This window comes from Nonomuraea recticatena, assembly GCF_039533245.1.
In the GTDB taxonomy this organism is placed as follows: Bacteria; Actinomycetota; Actinomycetes; order Streptosporangiales; family Streptosporangiaceae; genus Nonomuraea; species Nonomuraea roseola.
On record NZ_BAAATE010000038.1, the window covers coordinates 21,566 to 41,191 of the forward strand.

The 19,626-nt window shown below is 68.8% G+C and carries 14 protein-coding genes and 1 pseudogene; 3 read left to right on the plus strand and 12 right to left on the minus strand.

Going from position 1 to position 19,626, the window contains the following annotated elements; translation table 11 throughout:
- The first annotated feature begins 2 nt into the window (after window positions 1-2).
- Window positions 3-515, plus strand: coding sequence for a carboxymuconolactone decarboxylase family protein (locus ABFX50_RS42830; RefSeq protein ID WP_346155020.1), 513 nt, complete (start codon window positions 3-5; stop codon window positions 513-515).
- A gap of 6 nt (window positions 516-521) precedes the next feature.
- On the opposite strand, the gene ABFX50_RS42835 is transcribed toward ABFX50_RS42830, so the two are convergent.
- From ABFX50_RS42835 to ABFX50_RS42860, 6 genes are all read right to left on the minus strand, one after another.
- Entirely contained in the window at window positions 522-2,081 is a 1,560-nt protein-coding gene (locus ABFX50_RS42835) for a sigma factor-like helix-turn-helix DNA-binding protein (RefSeq protein WP_346155021.1), read from the minus strand.
- A 24-nt stretch (window positions 2,082-2,105) separates the two neighbouring features.
- The gene (locus ABFX50_RS42840; RefSeq protein ID WP_346125833.1) at window positions 2,106-3,101 is read right to left on the minus strand and encodes a LacI family DNA-binding transcriptional regulator; all 996 of its coding nucleotides are present in this window, start codon (window positions 3,099-3,101) and stop codon (window positions 2,106-2,108) included.
- The gene (locus tag ABFX50_RS42845; RefSeq protein ID WP_346155022.1) at window positions 3,098-4,000 is read right to left on the minus strand and encodes a carbohydrate ABC transporter permease; all 903 of its coding nucleotides are present in this window, start codon (window positions 3,998-4,000) and stop codon (window positions 3,098-3,100) included. The genes ABFX50_RS42840 and ABFX50_RS42845 overlap by 4 nt, the downstream gene beginning before the upstream one ends.
- Window positions 3,997-4,968, minus strand: coding sequence for a carbohydrate ABC transporter permease (locus tag ABFX50_RS42850; RefSeq protein ID WP_183660165.1), 972 nt, complete (start codon window positions 4,966-4,968; stop codon window positions 3,997-3,999). The genes ABFX50_RS42845 and ABFX50_RS42850 overlap by 4 nt, the downstream gene beginning before the upstream one ends.
- Before the next feature lie 90 nt (window positions 4,969-5,058).
- A complete protein-coding gene (locus ABFX50_RS42855; protein WP_346155023.1) occupies window positions 5,059-6,393 on the minus strand; it encodes an ABC transporter substrate-binding protein in 1,335 nt (444 codons plus the stop codon).
- Between the two features lie 119 nt (window positions 6,394-6,512).
- Window positions 6,513-7,916 carry a GH1 family beta-glucosidase gene (locus tag ABFX50_RS42860; protein ID WP_346155024.1) on the minus strand — a complete coding sequence of 468 codons (1,404 nt, stop codon included), beginning with the start codon at window positions 7,914-7,916 and terminating at the stop codon, window positions 6,513-6,515.
- A 120-nt stretch (window positions 7,917-8,036) separates the two neighbouring features.
- Here ABFX50_RS42860 and ABFX50_RS42865 point away from each other — a divergent pair.
- Window positions 8,037-9,276 (plus strand): annotated as a pseudogene (locus ABFX50_RS42865) (RNA-guided endonuclease InsQ/TnpB family protein).
- On the opposite strand, the gene ABFX50_RS42870 reads toward ABFX50_RS42865, so the two are convergent.
- The 4 genes from ABFX50_RS42870 to ABFX50_RS42885 all read right to left on the minus strand — a co-directional run bounded on the left by ABFX50_RS42870 (window position 9,266) and on the right by ABFX50_RS42885 (window position 13,527).
- Window positions 9,266-10,075: a carbohydrate ABC transporter permease gene (locus ABFX50_RS42870; RefSeq protein WP_346125829.1), complete on the minus strand. Its 810-nt coding sequence runs from the start codon at window positions 10,073-10,075 to the stop codon at window positions 9,266-9,268. The pseudogene ABFX50_RS42865 and the gene ABFX50_RS42870 overlap by 11 nt on opposite strands.
- Complete coding sequence (locus tag ABFX50_RS42875; protein WP_346155026.1) at window positions 10,072-11,025, minus strand: carbohydrate ABC transporter permease; 954 nt, start codon at window positions 11,023-11,025, stop codon at window positions 10,072-10,074. Before ABFX50_RS42875 ends, ABFX50_RS42870 begins: the two co-directional genes overlap by 4 nt.
- A 61-nt stretch (window positions 11,026-11,086) precedes the next feature.
- Window positions 11,087-12,394: an ABC transporter substrate-binding protein gene (locus tag ABFX50_RS42880; protein WP_183649347.1), complete on the minus strand. Its 1,308-nt coding sequence runs from the start codon at window positions 12,392-12,394 to the stop codon at window positions 11,087-11,089.
- A 233-nt stretch (window positions 12,395-12,627) separates the two neighbouring features.
- Window positions 12,628-13,527, minus strand: a complete 900-nt coding sequence (locus ABFX50_RS42885) for a serine/threonine-protein kinase (RefSeq protein WP_346155027.1) — start codon at window positions 13,525-13,527, stop codon at window positions 12,628-12,630.
- Window positions 13,528-13,809: 282 nt separating this feature from the next.
- Here ABFX50_RS42885 and ABFX50_RS42890 point away from each other — a divergent pair, with 282 nt between their 5' ends.
- On the plus strand, window positions 13,810-14,679 hold the full coding sequence (locus ABFX50_RS42890) for a hypothetical protein (RefSeq protein WP_346155028.1): 870 nt from the start codon (window positions 13,810-13,812) through the stop codon (window positions 14,677-14,679).
- A gap of 170 nt (window positions 14,680-14,849) precedes the next feature.
- Here the strand turns inward: ABFX50_RS42890 and ABFX50_RS42895 are convergent, their stop codons facing one another.
- Window positions 14,850-18,341, minus strand: coding sequence for a methylmalonyl-CoA mutase family protein (locus ABFX50_RS42895; RefSeq protein WP_346155029.1), 3,492 nt, complete (start codon window positions 18,339-18,341; stop codon window positions 14,850-14,852).
- A 54-nt stretch (window positions 18,342-18,395) separates the two neighbouring features.
- A complete protein-coding gene (locus ABFX50_RS42900; protein ID WP_346155054.1) occupies window positions 18,396-19,538 on the minus strand; it encodes a CHAP domain-containing protein in 1,143 nt (380 codons plus the stop codon).
- Window positions 19,539-19,626 lie beyond the last annotated feature (88 nt).

Below are 19,626 nucleotides of genomic sequence, written 5' to 3' on the forward strand. Positions count from 1 at the left end.
GGATGGCGAGACTGCCCAGGCGGGCCCCAGGTGAGCTGGACGGCGAGGCGTTGGCGCTGCACGAGAAGATAACCTCGGGCCCTCGCGGCGCGTCGATGACCGACGAGCGGGGCGCCCTGGTCGGCCCCTTCACCGCGATGCTGCTCAGCCCGCCCGTCGGCGACGCCCTCCAGGAGCTCGGCGCGGCGATCCGCTACCGCTCCACCCTGCCGCCGCGCGCCCGTGAGCTGGCCATCCTCACCGTCGCCGCCCACTGGGACAGCGCCTTCGAACGCAGGGCCCACGAGAGCGCGGGCCGCGCCGCGGGGCTCACCGAGGACGAGCTCGCCACCCTCCACAGCGCCGACCCCTTCGAGGCGGCCGTGCTCACCACGACGCGAAGGCTGCTCGAATCCGGCGACCTCACCGACGACGAGTACGCCGCGCTCGACGAGCGGACCCTCTTCGAGCTCACCACCCTCGTCGGCTACTACGCCACCCTGGCCATGCAGCTGCGCGTCTACCGCGTCACCTGAACGCCGTCACCTGACCGCCTTGAGGTTGAGCACCCACAGATCGCGGCCCGCGGAGTCGCTCCAGGCCAGCAGCGTGCCCTGCGCGGTCCTGTCGCCCAGGACGGTGGCCAGGGCGGGCTCGGCGGGGTCGAAGGTGGCCAGCGTGCCGGCCCGCAGATCCTTGATCACCTTGAGGCCGGCCCGCAGCCGCAGCACCACGAACCTGTTCAGGATCGGCCCCTCGGTCGTCGACCCCGGCAGCTCGACGCTCCCCGACCCGTCGGTACGGCGGGCCGTCATCAGCCCCGAGATCGCGTTCCGCTCCACGCACCAGTCGGGCGAACACCGCGCGAGCCCCCGCTCCCTCGTGACGATCTCGCGCGACCTGCCGGTCTCCAGATCGGTCAGCGTGCGCCCGGAGAGGTCGGCGGCCCACGGCCACTCCAGCAGCCTCAGCCCCTCGCGCACCTTCTCCCTTCGTCCCCTGCCCGACAGCGGCAGCCGGTAGATCGCCTTGTCGGTGTTCCAGAGCAGGTAGCCGCCGCCGAGCTGGAAGTGCGTCTGCGAGGGAGCCAGCGCGTCACCCTGCGCCGCCTTCGTCACCAGCCTGGGCCTGCCGCCCTTGACCGGCACCCTCCAGAACCGCGTCTCCAGCGTGTCGTCCTCGCGCAGGCTCAGCGCGCTCCACACGACGAACCGCCCGTCCGTGGCGAACCTGCGGGTCTCGTCGTCACCCGGCAGCTTGGCGAACCTGGTGAGACGGCCGGTGCCGGCGTCGTAGACGTCCAGCCGCACGTCGTCGTAGCCGAGCCGCCGCTGCGCGAGCAGCACCACGCGGCGGTCGTCGATCGCGACGGCGGGCTGGTAGACCAGGCCGTCGGCGGAGCGGGCGGGCAGCATGGAGACCGCGTGGGGCCACACCTCCTGTGCCGCCCTGGCCAGGCCGACCGTGGAGGGCTCGGGGCGCGCGGTGGCCGACAGGGGCGCGGCCGGGGCCGCGATCGTGGGCCTGACCAGCACGGCCACCCCCGCGATCGTGACCAGGGCGAGCCCCGCGACCGCCGCCGAGCGCAGCCGCCTCCTGCCTCTGCGGCGGCGCAGCCGCGCCAGGTCCGACAGCAGGTCGGCGGGTTGAGCCGTGGCCGCGGCGGCGTCGAGGGTCCTGAGAAGGTCGTCCTGGCGAAAGGGGACGGTCTGGTCGCGCACCGTGGACAGGGGCAGGTCGAGGACCTTCGCGATCTCCTCGTTGGACAGCCCGCCGTACGAGCGCAGGATGATCACCGCGCGGGGGAGCGCGGGCAGCTCCTTGAGCTGCCGCCACACCTCGGGGTCGCCGCCGTGGGCGGTGATGTCCGACGCCGGGATGCTCGGCGGACGTCTGCGCCGCCTGGAGCTGACGTACAGGCGGGTCATCGTGGTGCCGATGAAGCTGTCGGCATTGCCGGACTTCGGGCCCTCGAGGCAGGACAGCGCCTCCTTGGCGAGGTCGGCCCCCTCGCGCTGGTCACCGGTGAGCACGACGCCGTAGCGCACGAACCCCATGCCCTTGATGAGGACGAAATCGGTGAAGTCGCCCGGAGGACCCATGCAGCCACCCCCGTGGCCAGCATCTCAGGAGGATTCGCGGATGACCAGTTCGGTCGGCAGGATCACCGGCTCGGCCGAGCCGCCTTCGAACAGCCCGATCAGCAGCCTCGTCATAGCCGCGGCCTGCTCGAAGATGTGGTGGCGGACCGTGGTCAGCGGCGGGTCGGTGTACTTGGCCGCCTCGATGTCGTCGAAGCCGACCACCGCGACGTCGTCCGGCACCCTGCGGCCCGCCTGCCGCAGCGCCTGCAACGCCCCCACGGCCATCAGGTCGTTGGCGCAGAAGACGGCGTCGAGCGCGGGGTCGTCCTCCAGCAGCTGCCGCATCGCGATGGCGCCGGACTCGCGGGTGAAGTCGCCGACCGCGACGATCGAGCGACGGTCGGAGCCGCGCAGCACGTCGCGGTAGCCCGCCAGCCGGTCTATCCCGGCGATCATGTCCTGCGGCCCCGCGATGGTGGCGATCCTGCGCCGCCCCGACTCCACCAGGTGCGTGACGGCCTCAGCCGCCCCTCCGACGTTGTCGTTGTCGACGTAGGGGATGTCTATGGGGACGGCCGGCCTGCCGTACGAGACGACGGGCACCCGCATGCGCGCGATGGCGGCGGGCAGCGGGTCGGCCCCGTGCATCGAGATGAGCATGACCCCGTCGACGTGCCCGCTGGCGATGTAGCGCTCGATCCTGGCCTGGCTCTTGGCCGAGCTGGTCAGCATGAGCACGATCTGCTTGTCGGCCGCCTCCAGCTCGACGCTGGCCGAGCGGATGACGGTGGAGAACATCGGGTCCTCGGAGAACACCCTGGTCGGCGGCTCGGAGAAGACCAGCGCGATGGAGTCGGTGCGCTGGGTGACCAGGCTGCGCGCGGCCGAGTTGGGCACGTAGCCGAGCTCGTCGACGGCCCGCAGCACCGCGTCGCGGATGTCGGGCGCCACCGTGGCCTGCCCGTTGACCACCCGGGAGACCGTGGCACGCGAAACCCCAGCCCTGGCGGCGACAGCCTCCAGCGTGGGGCGCCTCATCCTTTGACGCTTCCGGCCAGGAGCCCTCGGACGAAATACCGCTGCATCGACAGAAAGACCACGAGAGGAATGATGACAGAGACGAACGCCCCAGCGGTCAGGCGCTGCCACTCGTTGCCGCGCGTGCCCGCCATCTGGGCCAGCCGTACGGTCATCGGCGCGCTCTCGGCGGTGCCGCCCGCGAAGATCAGCCCCACCAGCAGGTCGTTCCACACCCACAGGAACTGGAAGATCGCCAAGCTGGCCAGGGCGGGCGCGATCAGCGGCAGCACGATCCTGCGGAAGATCATGCCGTGCGTGGCCCCGTCGGAGCGGGCGGCCTCCATCAGCTCGCCTGGCAGCTCGGACATGAAGTTGTGCAGCAGGAAGATGCTCAGCGGCAGCCCGAAACAGGTGTGGGCGAACCACACCTGGACGAACCTGCCGGTGCCCTCCAGGTTCCAGGCGGGAAGCAGTTGCAGGCCGAAGACCTCGACGCCCTGGGAGAAGAACGACAGCAGCGGCACCAGCGCCATCTGCAGCGGCACCACCTGGAGCGCGAAGACGCCGATGTAGATCCAGTCGCGGCCCCTGAACGGCAGCCAGGCCAGCGCGTAGGCGGCGAACGAGCCGAAGGCCAGCGGGAACAGCACCGAGGGCACGGTGATGACGATCGAGTTGATGAGGAAGCTGGCCAGCTGTCCCGAGGAGGAGGACGCGCCGAACAGCACCTCCTGGTAGTTCTCCAAGGTGAGCTCGGGGGCGGAGAAGAAGGTCCACCAGCCGGTGGACTTGATCTGGTCCTCCTGCCTGAAGGACGACAGCAGCAGGCCGAAGGTCGGCGTCGTCCACAGCAGCGCGATCAGCAGCGCGACAAGGGAGGCCGTCCTGCTGGACAGGCTCGCGCGCACGCTCGTCATCGGACGGCCCTCCTGGTCCTGAGCTGGTAGACGACGACCGGCGTGACCAGGACGAACAGGAAGACCGCCAGCGCGGCGCCCCTGCCGGTCTCGCCGTAGCGGAAGGCCTGGTTGTACATCTCGTTGGCCAGGACGCTCGTGTCGAACTGGCCGCCGGTCATCGTGCGGACGATGTCGAAGAGCTTCAGCATGCCGAACGACTGGGTGACCAGCACGACGATGATCGCCGGCCTGATCGACGGCAACGTCACCCTGAAGAACATCTGCGCCGGACCCGCGCCGTCGAGTTTCGCCGCCTCCACGATGTCGGAGGGGATGCTCTTGATGGCGGCCGACAGCACGACCGTGGCGAAGCCCGCCTGGATCCACACCATCACCACGATCAGGAAGAGCGTGTTGAGCGGCGAGTCGAGCAGCCACTGCCGGGGCTCGCCGCCGAACCACACGACGACCTGGTTGAGCAGGCCGATCTGGTCGGCGCCCTCGGGGCGGTAGGCGTAGACGAACTTCCAGATGATGCCCGCCCCGACGAACGAGATGGCCATCGGCAGGAAGACCAGCGTCTTGGCCAGCGACTCGAACCTGCTGTGGTCCACGATCACCGCGTAGACCAGCCCGATCGCGGTCACCAGCAACGGCACGAGCACGACCCATGCGAGGGTGTTGCGCAGCACGGTGACGGCCTCGGGCTGGGTGAACATCCAGGCGTAGTTGGCCAGGCCGACGAAGTCCGTGCCGTCGCCGCTCATGAACGACAGCAGCGTCGTGCGCACGGCGGGGACGATCAGGCCGATGGTCAGCAGCGTGACGGCGGGAGCGAGCAGGATCGTCGCGTGCAGCCTGGCCCGCTGCCGCATCGGCGTCCGGTCGAGGAGCAGCAGGACGAGGCCGACCACGGCCAGGAAGGCCACGACGCCGATCGCCAGCTGCACGAACTTCGGCGACTCGGCGCTCAGGTCGAAGTCCAGGTCCAAGGATCCTCCTGGTGGTCCTTCCGGGGAGAGACGGTACGGCGGGCGCCGGTGCCCGCCGTACCGCGACGTGTCACGGCGGGGCGGTCAGGACGGGGGCCAGGAGGCGTCGATGTAGTCGAGCACCGTCCTGGTGTCCTTGCCGTTGATCCAGTCCGTCATGCCCTTCCAGAAGGAGCCCGAGCCGACGGCGGCGGGCATCAGGTCGGAGCCGTCGAACCTGAACACGGTGGCGGGGTCCCCGAGCATCTCCATCGACAGCTTGTCGATCGGGTTCTGCGCGTTGGCCAGGTCCACGCCCTTGCGCGCGGAGACGTAGGTGCCCAGCTTCATCCTGGCGTTGGCGTGCTCGGCGGTGGCCAGGTAGCGCTGGAACGCCTTGACCTCGGGCCTGTCGGTGAAGGCGGCGACGAACTCGCCCGCGCCGAGCACGGGCTTGCTGGAGGCGTCCTTGCCCGGCAGGTAGAAGGCGAAGACGTCACCGTCCTGGGCGACCTTCGTGCCCTCGGGCCAGAAGTTGGCGTAGAAGGAGGCCTGGCGGTGCATCGCGCACTTGCCCGTCGTGATCGGCACGCCGCCCTCCTGGAAGGCGGTGCTGGCGATCGACTTGACGGGGCCGTAGCCGCCGTTGACGTACTTGTCGTTCTTGAGGATCGCGCCGACCTTGTCCACGGCGGCGACGACCTTGGGGTCGTTGAACTTCAGCTCGTGCGCGACCCACCTGTCGTACTCCTCGGGGCCGAGCTCGCGCAGGATGACGTCCTCGATCCAGTCGGTGGCCGGCCAGCCGGTGGCCTCGCCCGACTCGATGCCCGCGCACCACGGCTTGAGGCCGCCCGCCGCGATCGTCTCGGTGAGCGTCATCAGCTCGTCCCAGGTCGTCGGGACCTTCCAGCCCTTCTCCTGGAAGGTCTTGGGCGAGTACCAGACGAAGGACTTCACGCTGGCGCCCAGCGGCGCGGCGTAGAAGGCGCCGTCGACGGTGCCGTAGTTCAGCCAGTCCTTGGACCAGCCCTCCTCGGCCAGCGTCTTGACCTCGGCGGGGGCGGGCTTCAGCTTGCCCGCCTTGGCGAAGCGCGCCAGGAGGCCGGGCTGGGGGAAGAAGGCCAGGTCGGGCGGGGTGCCGCCGTCGGAGCGGACCTGGATCTGCGCCTCGAACTCGCCGGTGCCCTCGTAGGTGATCTTCATGCCGGTGCACTTCTCGAACGGCTTCCAGTTCTGCTGGAAGAGGTCGGCCTCGGCGTCACGGATGGGGGAGTAGACGCTGACCTTCTTGCCGTCGTGCTTGCCGTACGCGGAGAAGGCGGCGCAGTCGGCCGGTGTGCTCCCCTCGGCCTCTGGTGCGGTGGAAGTGGAGCCGCAGCCGGTGGCGACCAGTGCCAGACCGACGGCCCCGACGAGTAGTCGGGAGGCAAACGCCATGTGCATCCTCCTAGGCCGTGAGAGCGTTCTCTGAGGATTGTTTGCGCACATAACGAGGTCAATATCTGTGATGTCACGGTTCAAGGGGAGCCCGGGAAAATCACCCGGGCCCCCCTCGCTCACAGACCGTTGCGGCTGATCACGTCCCGGTACCAGAGCGCGCTGTCCTTGAGGGTGCGTGCCTGGGTGGTGTAATCGACGTGGACGACGCCGAACCTACGGCCGTAGCCCTCGGCCCACTCGAAGTTGTCCAGCAGCGACCACACCAGGTAACCGCGCAGGTCGGCGCCCGCCTCGATGGCCTCGTGCGCCGCGCGCAGGTGCCCCTCCAGATAGGCGAGCCTGGCCTCGTCGTGGACCCTGCCGTCCTCCACCACGTCGTCGAAGGCGGCGCCGTTCTCGGTGACCATGAGGCCGACCCGCGGGTAGTCCTGCGACAGCCGTACGAGCAGGCGGGACAGGCCGCTGGGCACGATCGGCCAGCCCATCGCGGTGACGGGAGCCTCGACGGTGGCGAACCGCACGCCCTCGGAGCCTGGCCACGCGGCGTCCGCGGGCAGCCCTGGGCCGTCCTCGACCACGCAGGGGTTGTAGTAGTTGATCCCCACCAGGTCGATCGGGGCGTTGATGATCTCCATGTCGCCGTCGAGGACGTGCGCGGTGCCGCCGTTGCGTTCCGCGGCCTCCAGGACCTCCTCGGGGTAGCGGCCGAGCAGCGCAGGGTCGAGGAACTGGCGCGTCAGCAGCGCGTGGGCGCGGTGCGTGGCCGCCGCGTCGGCCTCCGACACCGCCGCGGAGGGGTCGTTCACCTGGGCGGGTGTCAGCACGGGAGCCGAGTTGACCACCAGCATGATCTGCTCGGCGCCCGCCGAGCGCAGCGCGCTCGCCGCGAGCCCGTGGCCGAGCAGCAGGTGGTGCGCGGCCCTGAGCGCGTCATGGGCGGAGGTACGGCCAGGCGCGTGCACGCCGTTGCCGTAGCCGAGGAAGGCCGAGACCCATGGCTCGTTGAGCGTGGTCCAGTGACTCACCCTGTCGCCGAGGCGGTCGTACATGATGGCGGCGTAGTCGGCGAAGCGGTAGGAGGTGTCGCGGGAGGTCCAGCCCCCCAGGTCCTCGAGCGCCTGGGGCAGGTCCCAGTGATAGAGCGTGACATAGGGTGCGATGCCCGCTTCGAGCAGCGTGTCCACCAGCCTGTCGTAGAAGGCCAGACCCGCCTGGTTGGCCGCCCCCGAGCCGGTGGGCTGGATCCTCGGCCAGGCGACGGAGAACCGGTAGGCGTTCAGGCCCAGGTCCTTCATCAGCGCCACGTCGTCGCGATAGCGGTGGTAATGGTCGCAGGCCACCTCGCCGGTGTCGCCCTCGCGCACCTTGCCGGGCGTGGCGGAGAAGGTGTCCCAGATCGACGGGCCGCGCCCGTCCGCCTTGGCCGCGCCCTCGATCTGGTAGGAGGCGGTCGCCGCGCCCCAGACGAAGTTCTCAGGGAAGACCACGGTCCCCCGCGTCTCCATGGTCGTGATCGTCATCAAAGCTCCTTGAGAGTGGAGATCCCTGCCTTCAGGCGAGGGAGGAAGCGCGGCTCGATGCCGCACCTAATGAACCGAACACCCTGCGCGAGTGTTCACTGATCGTGCACGATGTGAGGCGTGGCGCAGACGGTGAAGCGGGCGTTCAAGTTCCGCTTCTATCCGACCCCTGGGCAGGCTGAGGAGCTTGCCCGGACGTTCGGCTGTGTCCGGCTGGTCTACAACAAAGCGTTGGATGAGCGGACTCGTGCCTTCACCCAGCAGGGTCGTCGTATCTCCTATGCGGAGTCCTCGGCCGCGTTGACGGAGTGGAAGCGTTCGGAGGGGCTGGCGTTTCTCGCGGAGGTGTCGTGTGTGCCCTTGCAGCAGGCGTTGCGGCATCTGCAGGGGGCCTTCGCGAATTTTTTCGCCAGGCGGGCCGGGTATCCGGTGTTCAAGTCGCGTAAGCGGTCGCGGTTGAGCGCTGAGTACACGCGTTCGGCCTTCCGTTGGCGGGATGGGCGGCTCACGCTGGCCAAGATGGACGGCCCGCTGAACATTGTGTGGTCGCGTCCGCTTCCGGAGGGCGCGGAGCCGTCGACCGTCACGGTGTCGAGGGATGCGGCGGGCCGCTGGTTCGTGTCCATTCTGTGCGAGGGCCGGATCCGGCCCCTCGACCCCGTCGAGAACACGGTCGGGGTGGATGCCGGGATCACGGCGCTGGTGACGCTGTCCACCGGGGAGAAGATCATCAACCCGAGGCATGAGCGGACCGCCCGCAGGAAGGTGGCCAGAGCCCAGCGGGGACTGGCACGGAAGGAGAAGGGTTCGGCGAACCGGGCCAAGGCCAGGCTCCGGCTGGCGAGGGCGCACGCGCGTGTCGCCGATCGCAGGAATGATCATCTGCACCAGGTCAGTACCCGGCTTGTTCGCGAGAACCAAGTGATCGCCGTGGAAGACCTGGCCGTCGGCAACCTGGTGAAGAATCGCTCGCTGGCCCGCGCGATCTCGGATGCGGGTTGGCGGGAGTTGCGCCGCATGCTGGAGTACAAGGCCGCCTGGTACGGCCGGCAGCTGGTTGTGATCGACCGGTTCTTCCCGTCCTCGAAGCTGTGTTCCGCCTGTGGGGCGATCCAGCGGTCGATGCCGTTGACCGTGCGGGAGTGGGAGTGCGCGTGCGGCGTGGTCCATGACCGGGACGTGAACGCGGCAAGAAACATCCTCGCCGCCGGGCTGGCGGAGAGGTGAAACGCCTGTGGAGCAGGTGTAAGACCTCAAGAGGGGGCACCTCCTCGGCGGGCGATCGGCGGTGAAGCAGGAACCCTCGCGGGTGACCGTGGGGATCCCTCTCGTTGACGAGGGGGAGGATGTCAACCCTTGACAGCTCCTTGCATGATTCCTCCGATGATCTGCTTGCCGAGGAGGATGAAGACGAGGATCAGCGGCAGGGTCCCCACCGCCGTCCCCGCCAGCCCCAGCACGTAGTCGTTGACATAGCCGCTGGCCAGCGTCGAGAGCGCCACCTGCACCGTCGGGTTCTCCGGGGTCAGGACCACCAGCGGCCAGAAGTAGTCGTTCCACGCCGACATGAACGTCAGCATCCCGAGCACGGCCGCCGCGGGCCTGGCCGTGGGCAGCACCACGTGCCAGAACAGGCGCCAGGTCGTCGCGCCGTCGACCCGCCCCGCCTCCAGGAGCTCGGTGGGCAGCGCCCGCGAGAGGTACTGCGTCATGAAGAACACCCCGAAGGCGTTCACCAGCGCCGGCACCACCAGGGCGTACATCGAGCCCGTCCACTCGATCTTCACCATGAGCATGTAGAGCGGGATGATGCCCAGCTGCGCGGGGACCATCATGGTCGCCACCGTGATGAGCAGCAGGATGTTCTTGCCCCTGAAACTGAGCTTGGCGAAGGCGAACCCCGCCAGGGTCGAGAAGAACATCACCGCCACCGCGATCGACCCCGCCACCAGGAAGGAGTTGAGCAGCGCCATGGCGAAGGGCACCGTGTCGAAGACGCGCGCCACGTTGGCGAAGAAGTTGCCGCCGGGCAGCAGCGGCGGCGGCACCTCGGCCAGCGCCGAGTTGTGCCGCGAGGCCACCACCACGCTGTAGTAGAGCGGGAAGACCGAGAAGAACGCCACCGCCAGCAGCGTGAGATAGGTGAGGCGTCGTCTCACTTGAAGGCACCTCCCATGCGGCGGGTCAGCAGGTAGTTCACCCCGGCGGCCAGCACTACGAACAGGAACATCACCCACGAGGCGGCCGAGGCGTAACCGAAGTCGAACTTGTTGAAGCCCAGGTCGTAGACGTAGAGAGCGAGGGTCTGGAACTGGTGGTCGGGGCCGCCGCTGGTGATGCCGCCCGCGCCGCTGCCCGCGCCGAACAGCAGGGGCTCGGCCAGGATCTGCATCGCGCCGATCGTCGAGACGGTGACCACGAAGACGATGGTCGGCTTGATCATCGGGATGGTGATCTTCCGTAGCTGCGTCAGGTTGGACGCGCCGTCGAGCGTGGCCGCCTCGTACAGCTCCTTGGGCACGGCCTGCATGGCGGCCAGGAAGATCAGCGCGTTGTAGCCCGTCCACCTCCACATGATCATCGTCGAGATGGCCACGTGCGAGGTGGCGGTGCCCTCGGCCCACGCGACACCGTCGATCCCGAACCACGACAGCATCCAGTTGATCAGCCCGTAGTCGCGGCCGAAGAGCTGGCTGAAGATGACCACGACCGCGACCACGCTGGTCACGTTCGGCACCAGCAGCGTGATGCGGAAGAACGTCTGCGCCCGCAGCGGGCGGTTGAGCAGGTGCGCCAGCCAGATCGCCAGCACCAGCTGGGGGACCGTCGAGATGATCCCGATCGAGAAGGTGTTGAACGTGGCGTTCCAGAAGTAGCCGTCACCGAGCAGAGTGGTGAAGTTCTCCGCCCCGATGAAGGTGTGCACGTCGGAGGTGAGCGTCCACTCGTGCAGGCTCACCCAGGCGGTGAAGATCAGCGGGAAGACGCCCAAGGCGCAGAACAGCAGGAAGAAGGGGGCGATGTAGGCGTAGGGCGACAGCTTGAGGTCGAGCGTGTGCCTGACCAGCCGCCGGTGCCTGCGCCTCGCCGTGGCTTGGAGCGTGGCCATGCGGGGTCCTCTGGTGTCATGCGGTACGGCGGAGCGGGCGGCCGCCCCGCCGTACCGGCCGCTACTTGATCTTCTGGACGTCCGAGATGACCTGGGCCCACGCCTCGTCGGGTGTCTGCTTGCCCTGCTCGACGCGGCCGAGGCCGTCGCCGATGGCCACGCGCACGTCGCCCTCCTTGGGGCCGAGGTGCTGCGGCTTGAGGCTGCGCGCCGCGTCGGAGTAGATCTTGCCGATCGGCGCGTCACCGAAGAACGGCTTGGTGAAGCTCTGGATCGACGGGTCGTCGTAGAGCGCGGGGATCGAGGGGAACGTGCCCTCCTCCTTGAACACCCTCGCCTGGTTGTCCTTGGAGGTGAGGAAGTCGATCAGCTCGGCCGCCTCCTTGGGGTGCTTGCCCTGCTTGGGCAGGAGCAGGTGGGAGCCGCCGCTGTTGCCCGAACCGCCGGGGACCTTCGCGATGTCCCACTTGCCCGTGGCGTCCTTGGCCTGCTCCTGGATGTAGCCGGTCATCCAGGCGGGGCAGATGATCGTGGCGAACGAGCCCTTGGCGAAGCCGGTGTTCCACGGCGGGGAGAAGGCGGCGAGCTTGGCCGTCAGGTCGTTCTGGGTGAGCTGGTTGGACAGGTCCCACGCCTTCTTGACCTCGGGGTTGGTGCCCACGACGATCTGGTCCTGCGCGTCGTAGAGGCCGACGGGCGCCTGGTTGACGATCGCGCGGAAGATCTCGCCGGGCGAGTCGACGAACTTGGCGTCCTTGACGCTGCCGGCGAACTTCTTGCCCGTCTCGATGTACTGCTCCCACGTGGGCCAGAGCTCGGCGACCTTCTCGCGGTCGGTCGGCAGCCCCGCCTTCTCGAACAGGTCCTTGCGGTAGCACATGGCCAGGCCGCCGACGTCGGTGCCGAGGCCGAGCAGCTTGGAGCCGTCCTTCGACAGGCCCTGCTGCCACTTCCAGTCGAGGTAGTCGCTCTGGCGCTTGTCCAGGCCGTACTGCTTGAGGTCGTGGAACTTGTCGGCCTGCGCGGTGAACGAGCTGATGTAGCCGACCTCCACGGCCTCGATGTCGGCGGCGCCCGCGTTCGTGGCCAGCCGCTTGACGAGGTTGTTGTGGTGGTCGTTGAACTGCGTGACCCGCTCGACGACCTCCACGTTGGGGTGCGTCTTCTTGTACTCCTCGTACAACGGTTTGAAGCCGAAGTCGCCGAAGAGGGCGATGCTGAGCGTCACCTTCTCCGCGGGCGTGCCTGCGGTGGTGCCACTGGGGGCCTCGCCGCCACAGGCGGCGAGAGCGAGGGCGAGCGCGGACGCGGTGAGCACCGGTACGGCGAGCCGCCCGAAGCGGCGGGCCTGGGAGTACGGCGTGGCCATGGAACCCTCCCTGAGGGCAAGACAGTGATGAGGTAGGTGAGAGAGCGCTCTCTCAGAGAGGTTGCTGGCCGGGCCGCCGCCTGTCAACGGATCGTTTCGGTAACCATGCGAAGAGCGCTCTCTCGCGATTTGCAGCGTTTACCCACGTCACAGCGGCGATTACGCAGCGTTGGGAGCGCTCCCAGAATAAGGGTCCGTTTCCAGAGTGTTACCTGGCATGGGAGAGCGTTCTCTCAGCCGAGTACGCGACCGGCCATCCTCGCGTACATCCTGCCCGGACTCGGCACCACGGGGGAGGTGAGGAAGCCGGGCAGCATCGGCAGATCCACCGCGAAAGGCTCCAGCCGCTCGTACAGCTCGTTGGCGTCCTTCGGCCGGTCCTCCACCGACTTCTCCAGCACGTCCGACAGGACCCTCTCCAGCGCGGAGGGGAGCCCGGGAACCGTCGGAGGGCGCTCCTTGACCTGCTTCTCGAAGACCACGTACTCCGTCGGCCCGGTGAACAGCTGCCGGCCCGTCAGCATCTCGTGCAGCACGCAGCCGAGCGAGTACAGGTCGCTGCGCGGTTCGGCGACGCCGCGCTGGATCTGCTCGGGCGCCATGTAGGCGGGCGTGCCGAGGATCTGCCCGATCCTGGTGAACTGCGAGCCGTCGGTCTCGCGCTGCATCGCCAGCCCGAAGTCGAGCACCTTCAGACTGCCGTCGGGACACAGCATGAGGTTGGTCGGCTTCAGGTCGCGATGGCAGATCTCCAGCGCGTGGGCGGCCGACAGCACCGCGCACGCCTGGGCCGCGATGGCCACCGCCCACGGGGCGGGCAGCGGACCGTGCTCGCTGACCAGGTCGGCGACGGTGACGCCGTCGATGAACTGCATCACCTGGTAGAGGCGCTGCTCGTGGGTGCCGAAGTCGTACAGGACGGGCGCGCCCGGGTGTTCGAGACGCGCCAGGATGCGCGCTTCCCTGATGAACCTGCGCTCGAGTTCCTCGTCGGGGCCCTTGCCAGGGAGGGGGTGGAGCAGCTTGACGGCCACCCTGCGATCGAGATGCCGATCGTGACCCCGGTAGACGGCGCCCATGGCGCCACGGCCCAGGGGGAGGTCGTCGAGCTCATACCGGTCGCCGATGACCATTCGCCCTCCCTGCGCCTCTCGGAAAAAGCTACACCAACCACCCCGGCCCCCGACCATCACGCGGTTCGGGGGCTCGCGGGCACCGCGGCTCCGGGAAGGCATCATCCCTCACCTCCTCCCCGCCCCACCCCCGTCCCCGTCGACCACCCGCCTCGGTGTCCCAGATGCCGGATGGCGCTCGGCGCGCGCCAGGTGAGGTGAAGGGCACGGGAGATCAGCGCTTCAGAGATCGCATCACTCTTCGTGACTACAGTCAGTAAAGTGGCGGTCACCCAAAGGAGGATGACCTTGCCCCCCGGCCTTCCCCATGAGATGCCGCTGGAGATGATCCAGCGGCGTCCCGGATTCGCGTTGGAGCTTCTCGCGCTCGCGACCGACGGCGATCCCACCGGCTACGACGATGTGCGCCTGGAGTCGGTGGACATGAACGTCCGTCTTCCCGTCGAATACCGAGCCGACTCCGTGGTCTCGCTGACCGCGCCCGACGGCGAACGCGTCTTCGTCATCATCGAGATCCAGAACAGGCACATCAAGGAGAAGATCTGGGCCTGGCTCTCCTATGTCGGCTGCCTGATGGGCACACGTAAGTGCCCTGTGATGCTGGTCGTCGTCTGTCCTGACAAGAGCGTCGCCGCCCACTACGACCAGCCCATCCAGATCGAGCACTCCTGCGTCGTCCTGAGGCCGACGGTGGTCGGGCCTGACAAGTTGCCCGTTCTCAGCGAGCCGGAGGACATCGCCGCCTCACCCGAGCTGGCGACGCTCGGCGCCATCGCCCATCCCACTCTTGACACGGCTGTCGCTGTCGCGACCCGGCTCGTCGCTCTTCGTGACGACCGCGGAGCTCACTACTACTCTTATCTGAAGACACACCTTCCCGATTCGATCGGGCCTGTCTTGGAGGAAATCGTGGTCACCACCGTTCCACTGGTCAGTGACTCGTTCACCCGCATCTTCGAGGCCCGGGGCGAGGCTCGGGGCGAGGCTCGGATGCTTCACACGATGCTGGAGGCGCGGGGACTGCACCTGGACGACGAGCAGCGGCGGGTCGTCGACGCTTGTGAGGATCCCGAGCAGCTTCTGCGGTGGGGTGCGCGGGCGGCGACGGCGGGAACCGTGGCCGAGGTGTTCTCGGAGGAAGTCGGGTCGTAGGGGCGGCGGGGGAGCTGCCCGTCACCCCGAGGTCGCCGTGTTCCAACGGAACACGGCGACCGTCTGTAGCGGCTTCGGTTGTCGGCTTGGAGGGTTCATGGTCGCCACCGTGGTGTCGGTCGCCACCGTGGTGCCGGTCGGCGCCGCGGTGGTGCCGGCGGCCCCGAGGGTCAGACGTTGCGGCGGTACTGGCCGCCCGCCTCGAAGAGGGCTTCGGTGATCTGGCCGAGGGAGCACACCCTGGCCGCCTCCATCAGCACCTCGAACGCGTTCTCCTCCGACATCGCCACCTCCCGCAGCCGCCGTAGCGCCGCCGCCGACTCCGAGCGGTGCCTGGCGTGGAAGTCGTGCAGCCGGTCCAGCTGCGAGCGCTTCTCCTCCTCGGTTCCGCGAGCCAGCTCCAACGGCCCGTGGTGCTCCTCCCCGCGAGGGTTGCGGAAGGTGTTCACGCCGATGATGGGCAGGGAGCCGTCGTGCTTGCGGGTCTCGTACAGCATCGACTCATCCTGAATCTTGCCGCGCTGGTAGCCGGTCTCCATCGCGCCCAGTACGCCACCCCGGTCCGACAGGCGCTCGAACTCGCCCAGGACGGCCTCCTCCACCAGGTCCGTCAGCTCGTCGATGATGAACGAGCCCTGCAACGGGTTCTCGTTGCGGGCCAGGCCCCACTCCCTGTTGATGATGAGCTGGATGGCCATCGCCCGCCGTACGGACTCGGCTGAGGGGGTGGTGACGGCCTCGTCGAAGGCGTTGGTGTGCAGGCTGTTGCAGTTGTCGTAGATGGCGATGAGGGCCTGCAGCGTGGTGCGGATGTCGTTGAAGTCCATCTCCTGGGCGTGCAGGGACCGTCCGGAGGTCTGGATGTGGTACTTCAGCTTCTGCGAGCGCTCCGCCGCGCCGTACCTCTCTCTCATGGCGACGGCCCAGATGCGGCGCGCCACGCGGCCGAGCACCGAGTACTCGGGGTCCATGCCGTTGGAGAAGAAGAACGACAGGTTGGGTGCGAAGTCGTCGATGCGCATGCCGCGCGCGAGGTACGCCTCGACGTAGGTGAAGCCGTTGGCCAGCGTGAAGGCCAGCTGGCTGATGGGATTCGCGCCCGCCTCGGCGATGTGGTACCCGGAGATGGACACCGAGTAGAAGTTGCGCACCTGGTTGCGGATGAACCATTCCTGGATGTCGGCCATCATCCGCAGGGAGAACTCCGTGGAGAAGATGCAGGTGTTCTGGCCTTGGTCCTCCTTGAGGATGTCCGCCTGCACGGTGCCGCGCACCGTGGCCAGTGTCCTGGCCCGCAGCTCCTGCTCCTCCTGCGGGGACGGCTCGCGGCCCTGCTCGGCGCGGAAGCGTTCGAGCGCCTGGTCGACGGCTGCGTTGAGGAAGAAGGCCAGGATCGTGGGCGCGGGGCCGTTGATGGTCATCGAGACCGAGGTGTTCGGGGCCGACAGGTCGAAGCCGTCGTAGAGCACCTTCATGTCGTCGAGCGTCGCGATCGATACCCCCGAAGTGCCGACTTTTCCGTAAATGTCGGGACGGAGGTCGGGGTCGTTGCCGTACAACGTCACGGAGTCGAAGGCGGTCGACAGCCTGGTCGCGGGCTGGCCCTCGGACAGCAGCTTGAAGCGGCGGTTGGTGCGGAACGGGTCGCCTTCGCCGGCGAACATCCTGGTCGGGTCCTCGTCGTCCCGCTTGAAGGAGAAGACCCCGGCGGTGAACGGGAAGCGGCCTGGTAGGTTCTCCGAGCGCAGGAAGCGCAGCAGGTCGCCGTGGTCCTCGAAGCGGGGGAGCGCCACGCGGGGGATGCGGTTGCCCGAGAGGGTCTCGCGCCAGAGCGGGGTGTGGATCTCTCTGTCACGCACCTTCACGACCAGCTCGTCGGCGGTGTACTGCGCCTTGATCGCCGGCCACTGCGTCAGCAGCGTCCTGCTCTCCTCGCTCAGCTCCCTCTCGGCCTGCCGGGCCAGCTCCTCCAGCCGCGCGTCGGTCCCCGAGGCGCCCGCGTCGGTCCCCGAGGCGGCCGGACCGGTTTCGGAGGGGAACGCTCCCGTCTCCTGACCCGCCGGACTGGATCCCCAGCCGTCCACTCCTGTTGCTGCCACCTCAGCGGTGTAAGCGGTCGTCGCGCCCGCTCCTGTGGGTTCCGCCGGGTCGTCGGCCGGAGCTCCCGGTGAACGCGGGGTGGGGGCGGGGTTCAGGAGGGCTCGGACAGCGGCGAGCTGCTGACGCCGCCTGGCCACCGCCGCCTGGGCCATCGTCTCGGCGTGGTAGCCGCGCACGGTCTCCGCGATCTCCGCGAGGTAGCGGACCCTGGCGGGCGGCACGACCGCCGCGGTCGTCTGGGAGGTGCGTCCCCGCACCTTCGGCAGCAGCCCGGGACCCGCCGGCATGCCCCGCTCCACCAGCAGGTCACGCAGGTGGTGGTAGAGCGCGGTGACGCCCGCGTCGTTGTAGCGGGCCGCGATCGTGCCGAAGACCGGCATCTCGTCGGGGGAGACCCCGAAGGCCGCCCTGTTGCGCACCATCTGCCTGCGGACGTCGCGCAGCGCGTCCTCGGCGCCCCTGCGCTCGTACTTGTTGATCACCACGGCCTCGGCGAAGTCGAGCATGTCGATCTTCTCCAGCTGCGAGGCCGCGCCGAACTCGGGTGTCATGACGTAGATCGGCACGTCCACGTGCGGGACGATCCCCGCGTCGCCCTGCCCGATGCCGGGGGTCTCGACGACCACGAGGTCGTATCCCGCCGCTCTGCAGGCGGCGATCACGTCGTCGAGGCAGGCGGGCACCTCGCTGGACGCGCCGCGGGTGGCGAGGGAGCGGAAGTAGGTCTGCCCGCCGAGACTGTTCATCCTGATCCGGTCGCCGAGCAGCGCCCCGCCGCCGCGCCGCCTGGTCGGGTCGATGGCGATGACGGCGATGCGCAGCTTATCGTCGTTGTCGACGCGGATCCGCCGCAACAGCTCGTCGGTCAACGACGACTTCCCTGAGCCGCCCGTCCCGGTGATCCCGAGCACGGGCGCTCTGCGTCCGGTGGACACGGGCGCGCCGGCAGGAGCCTCGGCGGCAGGGGTCTGCGCAGGGGCGGGGGCTCCGAGTGCGGGGGGCGTGGGGGAGGCGCCGCGGGCGCGGATGCCCTCCACCAGCTCGGCGGGGGCCCGGCCCGACTCGATGAGGGTGATGGCGCGGGCCAGCGCGGCCTGGTCGCCCGAGACGACGGCCTCGACGGACGGCGCGCCGCCCAGCTCGACGTCGCACTCCTCGATCAGCTTGTTGATCATTCCGGGCAGGCCGAGCCGCTGGCCGTCCTGGGGGGAGAAGATGCGGGCGACGCCACGGGAGTGCAGCAGCTCGATCTCCTCGGGGACGATCACGCCGCCGCCCCCGCCGTACACCCTGATGTGTCCCGCGCCGCGCTCGCGCAGCAGCTCGACGAGGTAGCTGAAGAACTCGACGTGCCCGCCCTGGTACGAGCTGATCGCCACGCCCTGCACGTCCTCCTGGATGGCGGCGGTGACGATCTCCTCGACGGACCGGTTGTGTCCGAGATGGACCACCTCCGCCCCTTGTACCTGCAGAATTCGCCGCATGATGTTGATCGCGGCGTCATGGCCGTCGAACAGCGCTGCGGCGGTCACGAATCGGACGGGATGGACCGGTGCGTGCACGCCAGATCACTCCTTTGTGAGGGGCCTCCCTTCCGAAGATACTAGGACGTCCTACTATTTCCCAGTGGCCGCCTCGTACGGCCTGCGTCGCTTGGCCGTACCCCCCGAAGCGGTGGAGGTGGGCTGGTGCCCGCTTCCGGGGGTACGGCCGGCCTGCGCGAGCTCGGCGGAACGGTCCACCGGGCCACGCAGGCGGTCTCCTTGCCCCTGGCTCGCGCCGCGTCCAGACAGGGGCTCTCGCGGCATGGACTCGGGGGCCCGCGCTCCCGCGACGGCGGGCACGCGGGCCCTGGTCGCGGGGGCCGCGGCGCGTGGGCGGGGCACGCCGGTCATCGAGGGCACGGGAGCGCGGGAGACCGCTGGGCGCCCGGCTCCGGCGGCGCCGGCGGGGCGAGAGTTCCCTGAGACGCCCGTGGCTCGAGGGTGTTTGACGGGTCCCGCTTCCGCAGAGGTCGTGAGGGCGGTTCCGGCCTGGGAGGCGCCGTGGGCCAGCCACGACACGAGCCCTCTGCGGTGACGGCCCGAGCCGCGGGAGCGTCCCGCCACCCTGAACGACACGACCACCGTGGTCAGCACCATCGCCGCCAGCAGCGCCTGTGGCGTGCCGAGCACGTCGAAGGGAGAGCCCTGCTGCTCGACCGTCAGCCCCGGCAGAGCGGCCTGGACCGCGAACGGCTCGGCCGGCTTCTCGGAAGGGCGCACCTCGATCAGCCCTGGACGCTCCTTGACCATGCGCGGCAGCCCGTATCCGACGACCTTCTCGGTGTCGCGCACCTTGCGCTTGAGCCAGACCCTGTCGACGTTCGCCTCGATCGTGTGAATCTTCGATCCGACGACCTTCTCGACGATGCCGACATGGTCGATGCCCTTGTAGCTCTTGCCGCCCTTCCAGTCGTAGAAGACCAAAGCTCCGGGCTCGGGTCGCTGCGACCACGCGCCCTGCTTGATGAACCAGGCCGCGTGCGAGGGCGTCCACGCGAACTGCCCGACGAACTCCTGGACGCCCGCCTTCTGCGCCGCCCAGGAGATGAACATGTCGCACCAGGGCGCGTTGCGGTACTGGGAATCCTCGACCAGATCCGCGTACCACTTGCCGAACTTCGTGTACTGGCCGCCGTTCTCGCGATAGCCGAGCTCAGGGCGTGCCGCCTCCAGTAGTCCTTCAGCGATCGGGTCCAGGACGACTCCTCCCCAGATGACCGGCGACTAACGAGGGACTGTAGTAGCGCCTCGGTTGTCGCGCTCCAGACATCCAGAAAGTGTCTAGATATGAGCCGAAATATTG

What these genes read in the sequence shown, in the direction of transcription:
- ABFX50_RS42830 (WP_346155020.1), top strand. Translation starts at nt 3, where the DNA reads ATGGCGAGACTGCCCAGGCGGGCCCCAGGTGAGCTGGACGGCGAGGCG.
- ABFX50_RS42835 (WP_346155021.1), bottom strand. Translation starts at nt 2,081, where the DNA reads ATGGGTCCTCCGGGCGACTTCACCGATTTCGTCCTCATCAAGGGCATG.
- ABFX50_RS42840 (WP_346125833.1), bottom strand. Translation starts at nt 3,101, where the DNA reads ATGAGGCGCCCCACGCTGGAGGCTGTCGCCGCCAGGGCTGGGGTTTCG.
- ABFX50_RS42845 (WP_346155022.1), bottom strand. Translation starts at nt 4,000, where the DNA reads ATGACGAGCGTGCGCGCGAGCCTGTCCAGCAGGACGGCCTCCCTTGTC.
- ABFX50_RS42855 (WP_346155023.1), bottom strand. Translation starts at nt 6,393, where the DNA reads ATGGCGTTTGCCTCCCGACTACTCGTCGGGGCCGTCGGTCTGGCACTG.
- ABFX50_RS42860 (WP_346155024.1), bottom strand. Translation starts at nt 7,916, where the DNA reads ATGACGATCACGACCATGGAGACGCGGGGGACCGTGGTCTTCCCTGAG.
- ABFX50_RS42875 (WP_346155026.1), bottom strand. Translation starts at nt 11,025, where the DNA reads ATGGCCACGCTCCAAGCCACGGCGAGGCGCAGGCACCGGCGGCTGGTC.
- ABFX50_RS42880 (WP_183649347.1), bottom strand. Translation starts at nt 12,394, where the DNA reads ATGGCCACGCCGTACTCCCAGGCCCGCCGCTTCGGGCGGCTCGCCGTA.
- ABFX50_RS42885 (WP_346155027.1), bottom strand. Translation starts at nt 13,527, where the DNA reads ATGGTCATCGGCGACCGGTATGAGCTCGACGACCTCCCCCTGGGCCGT.
- ABFX50_RS42890 (WP_346155028.1), top strand. Translation starts at nt 13,810, where the DNA reads ATGACCTTGCCCCCCGGCCTTCCCCATGAGATGCCGCTGGAGATGATC.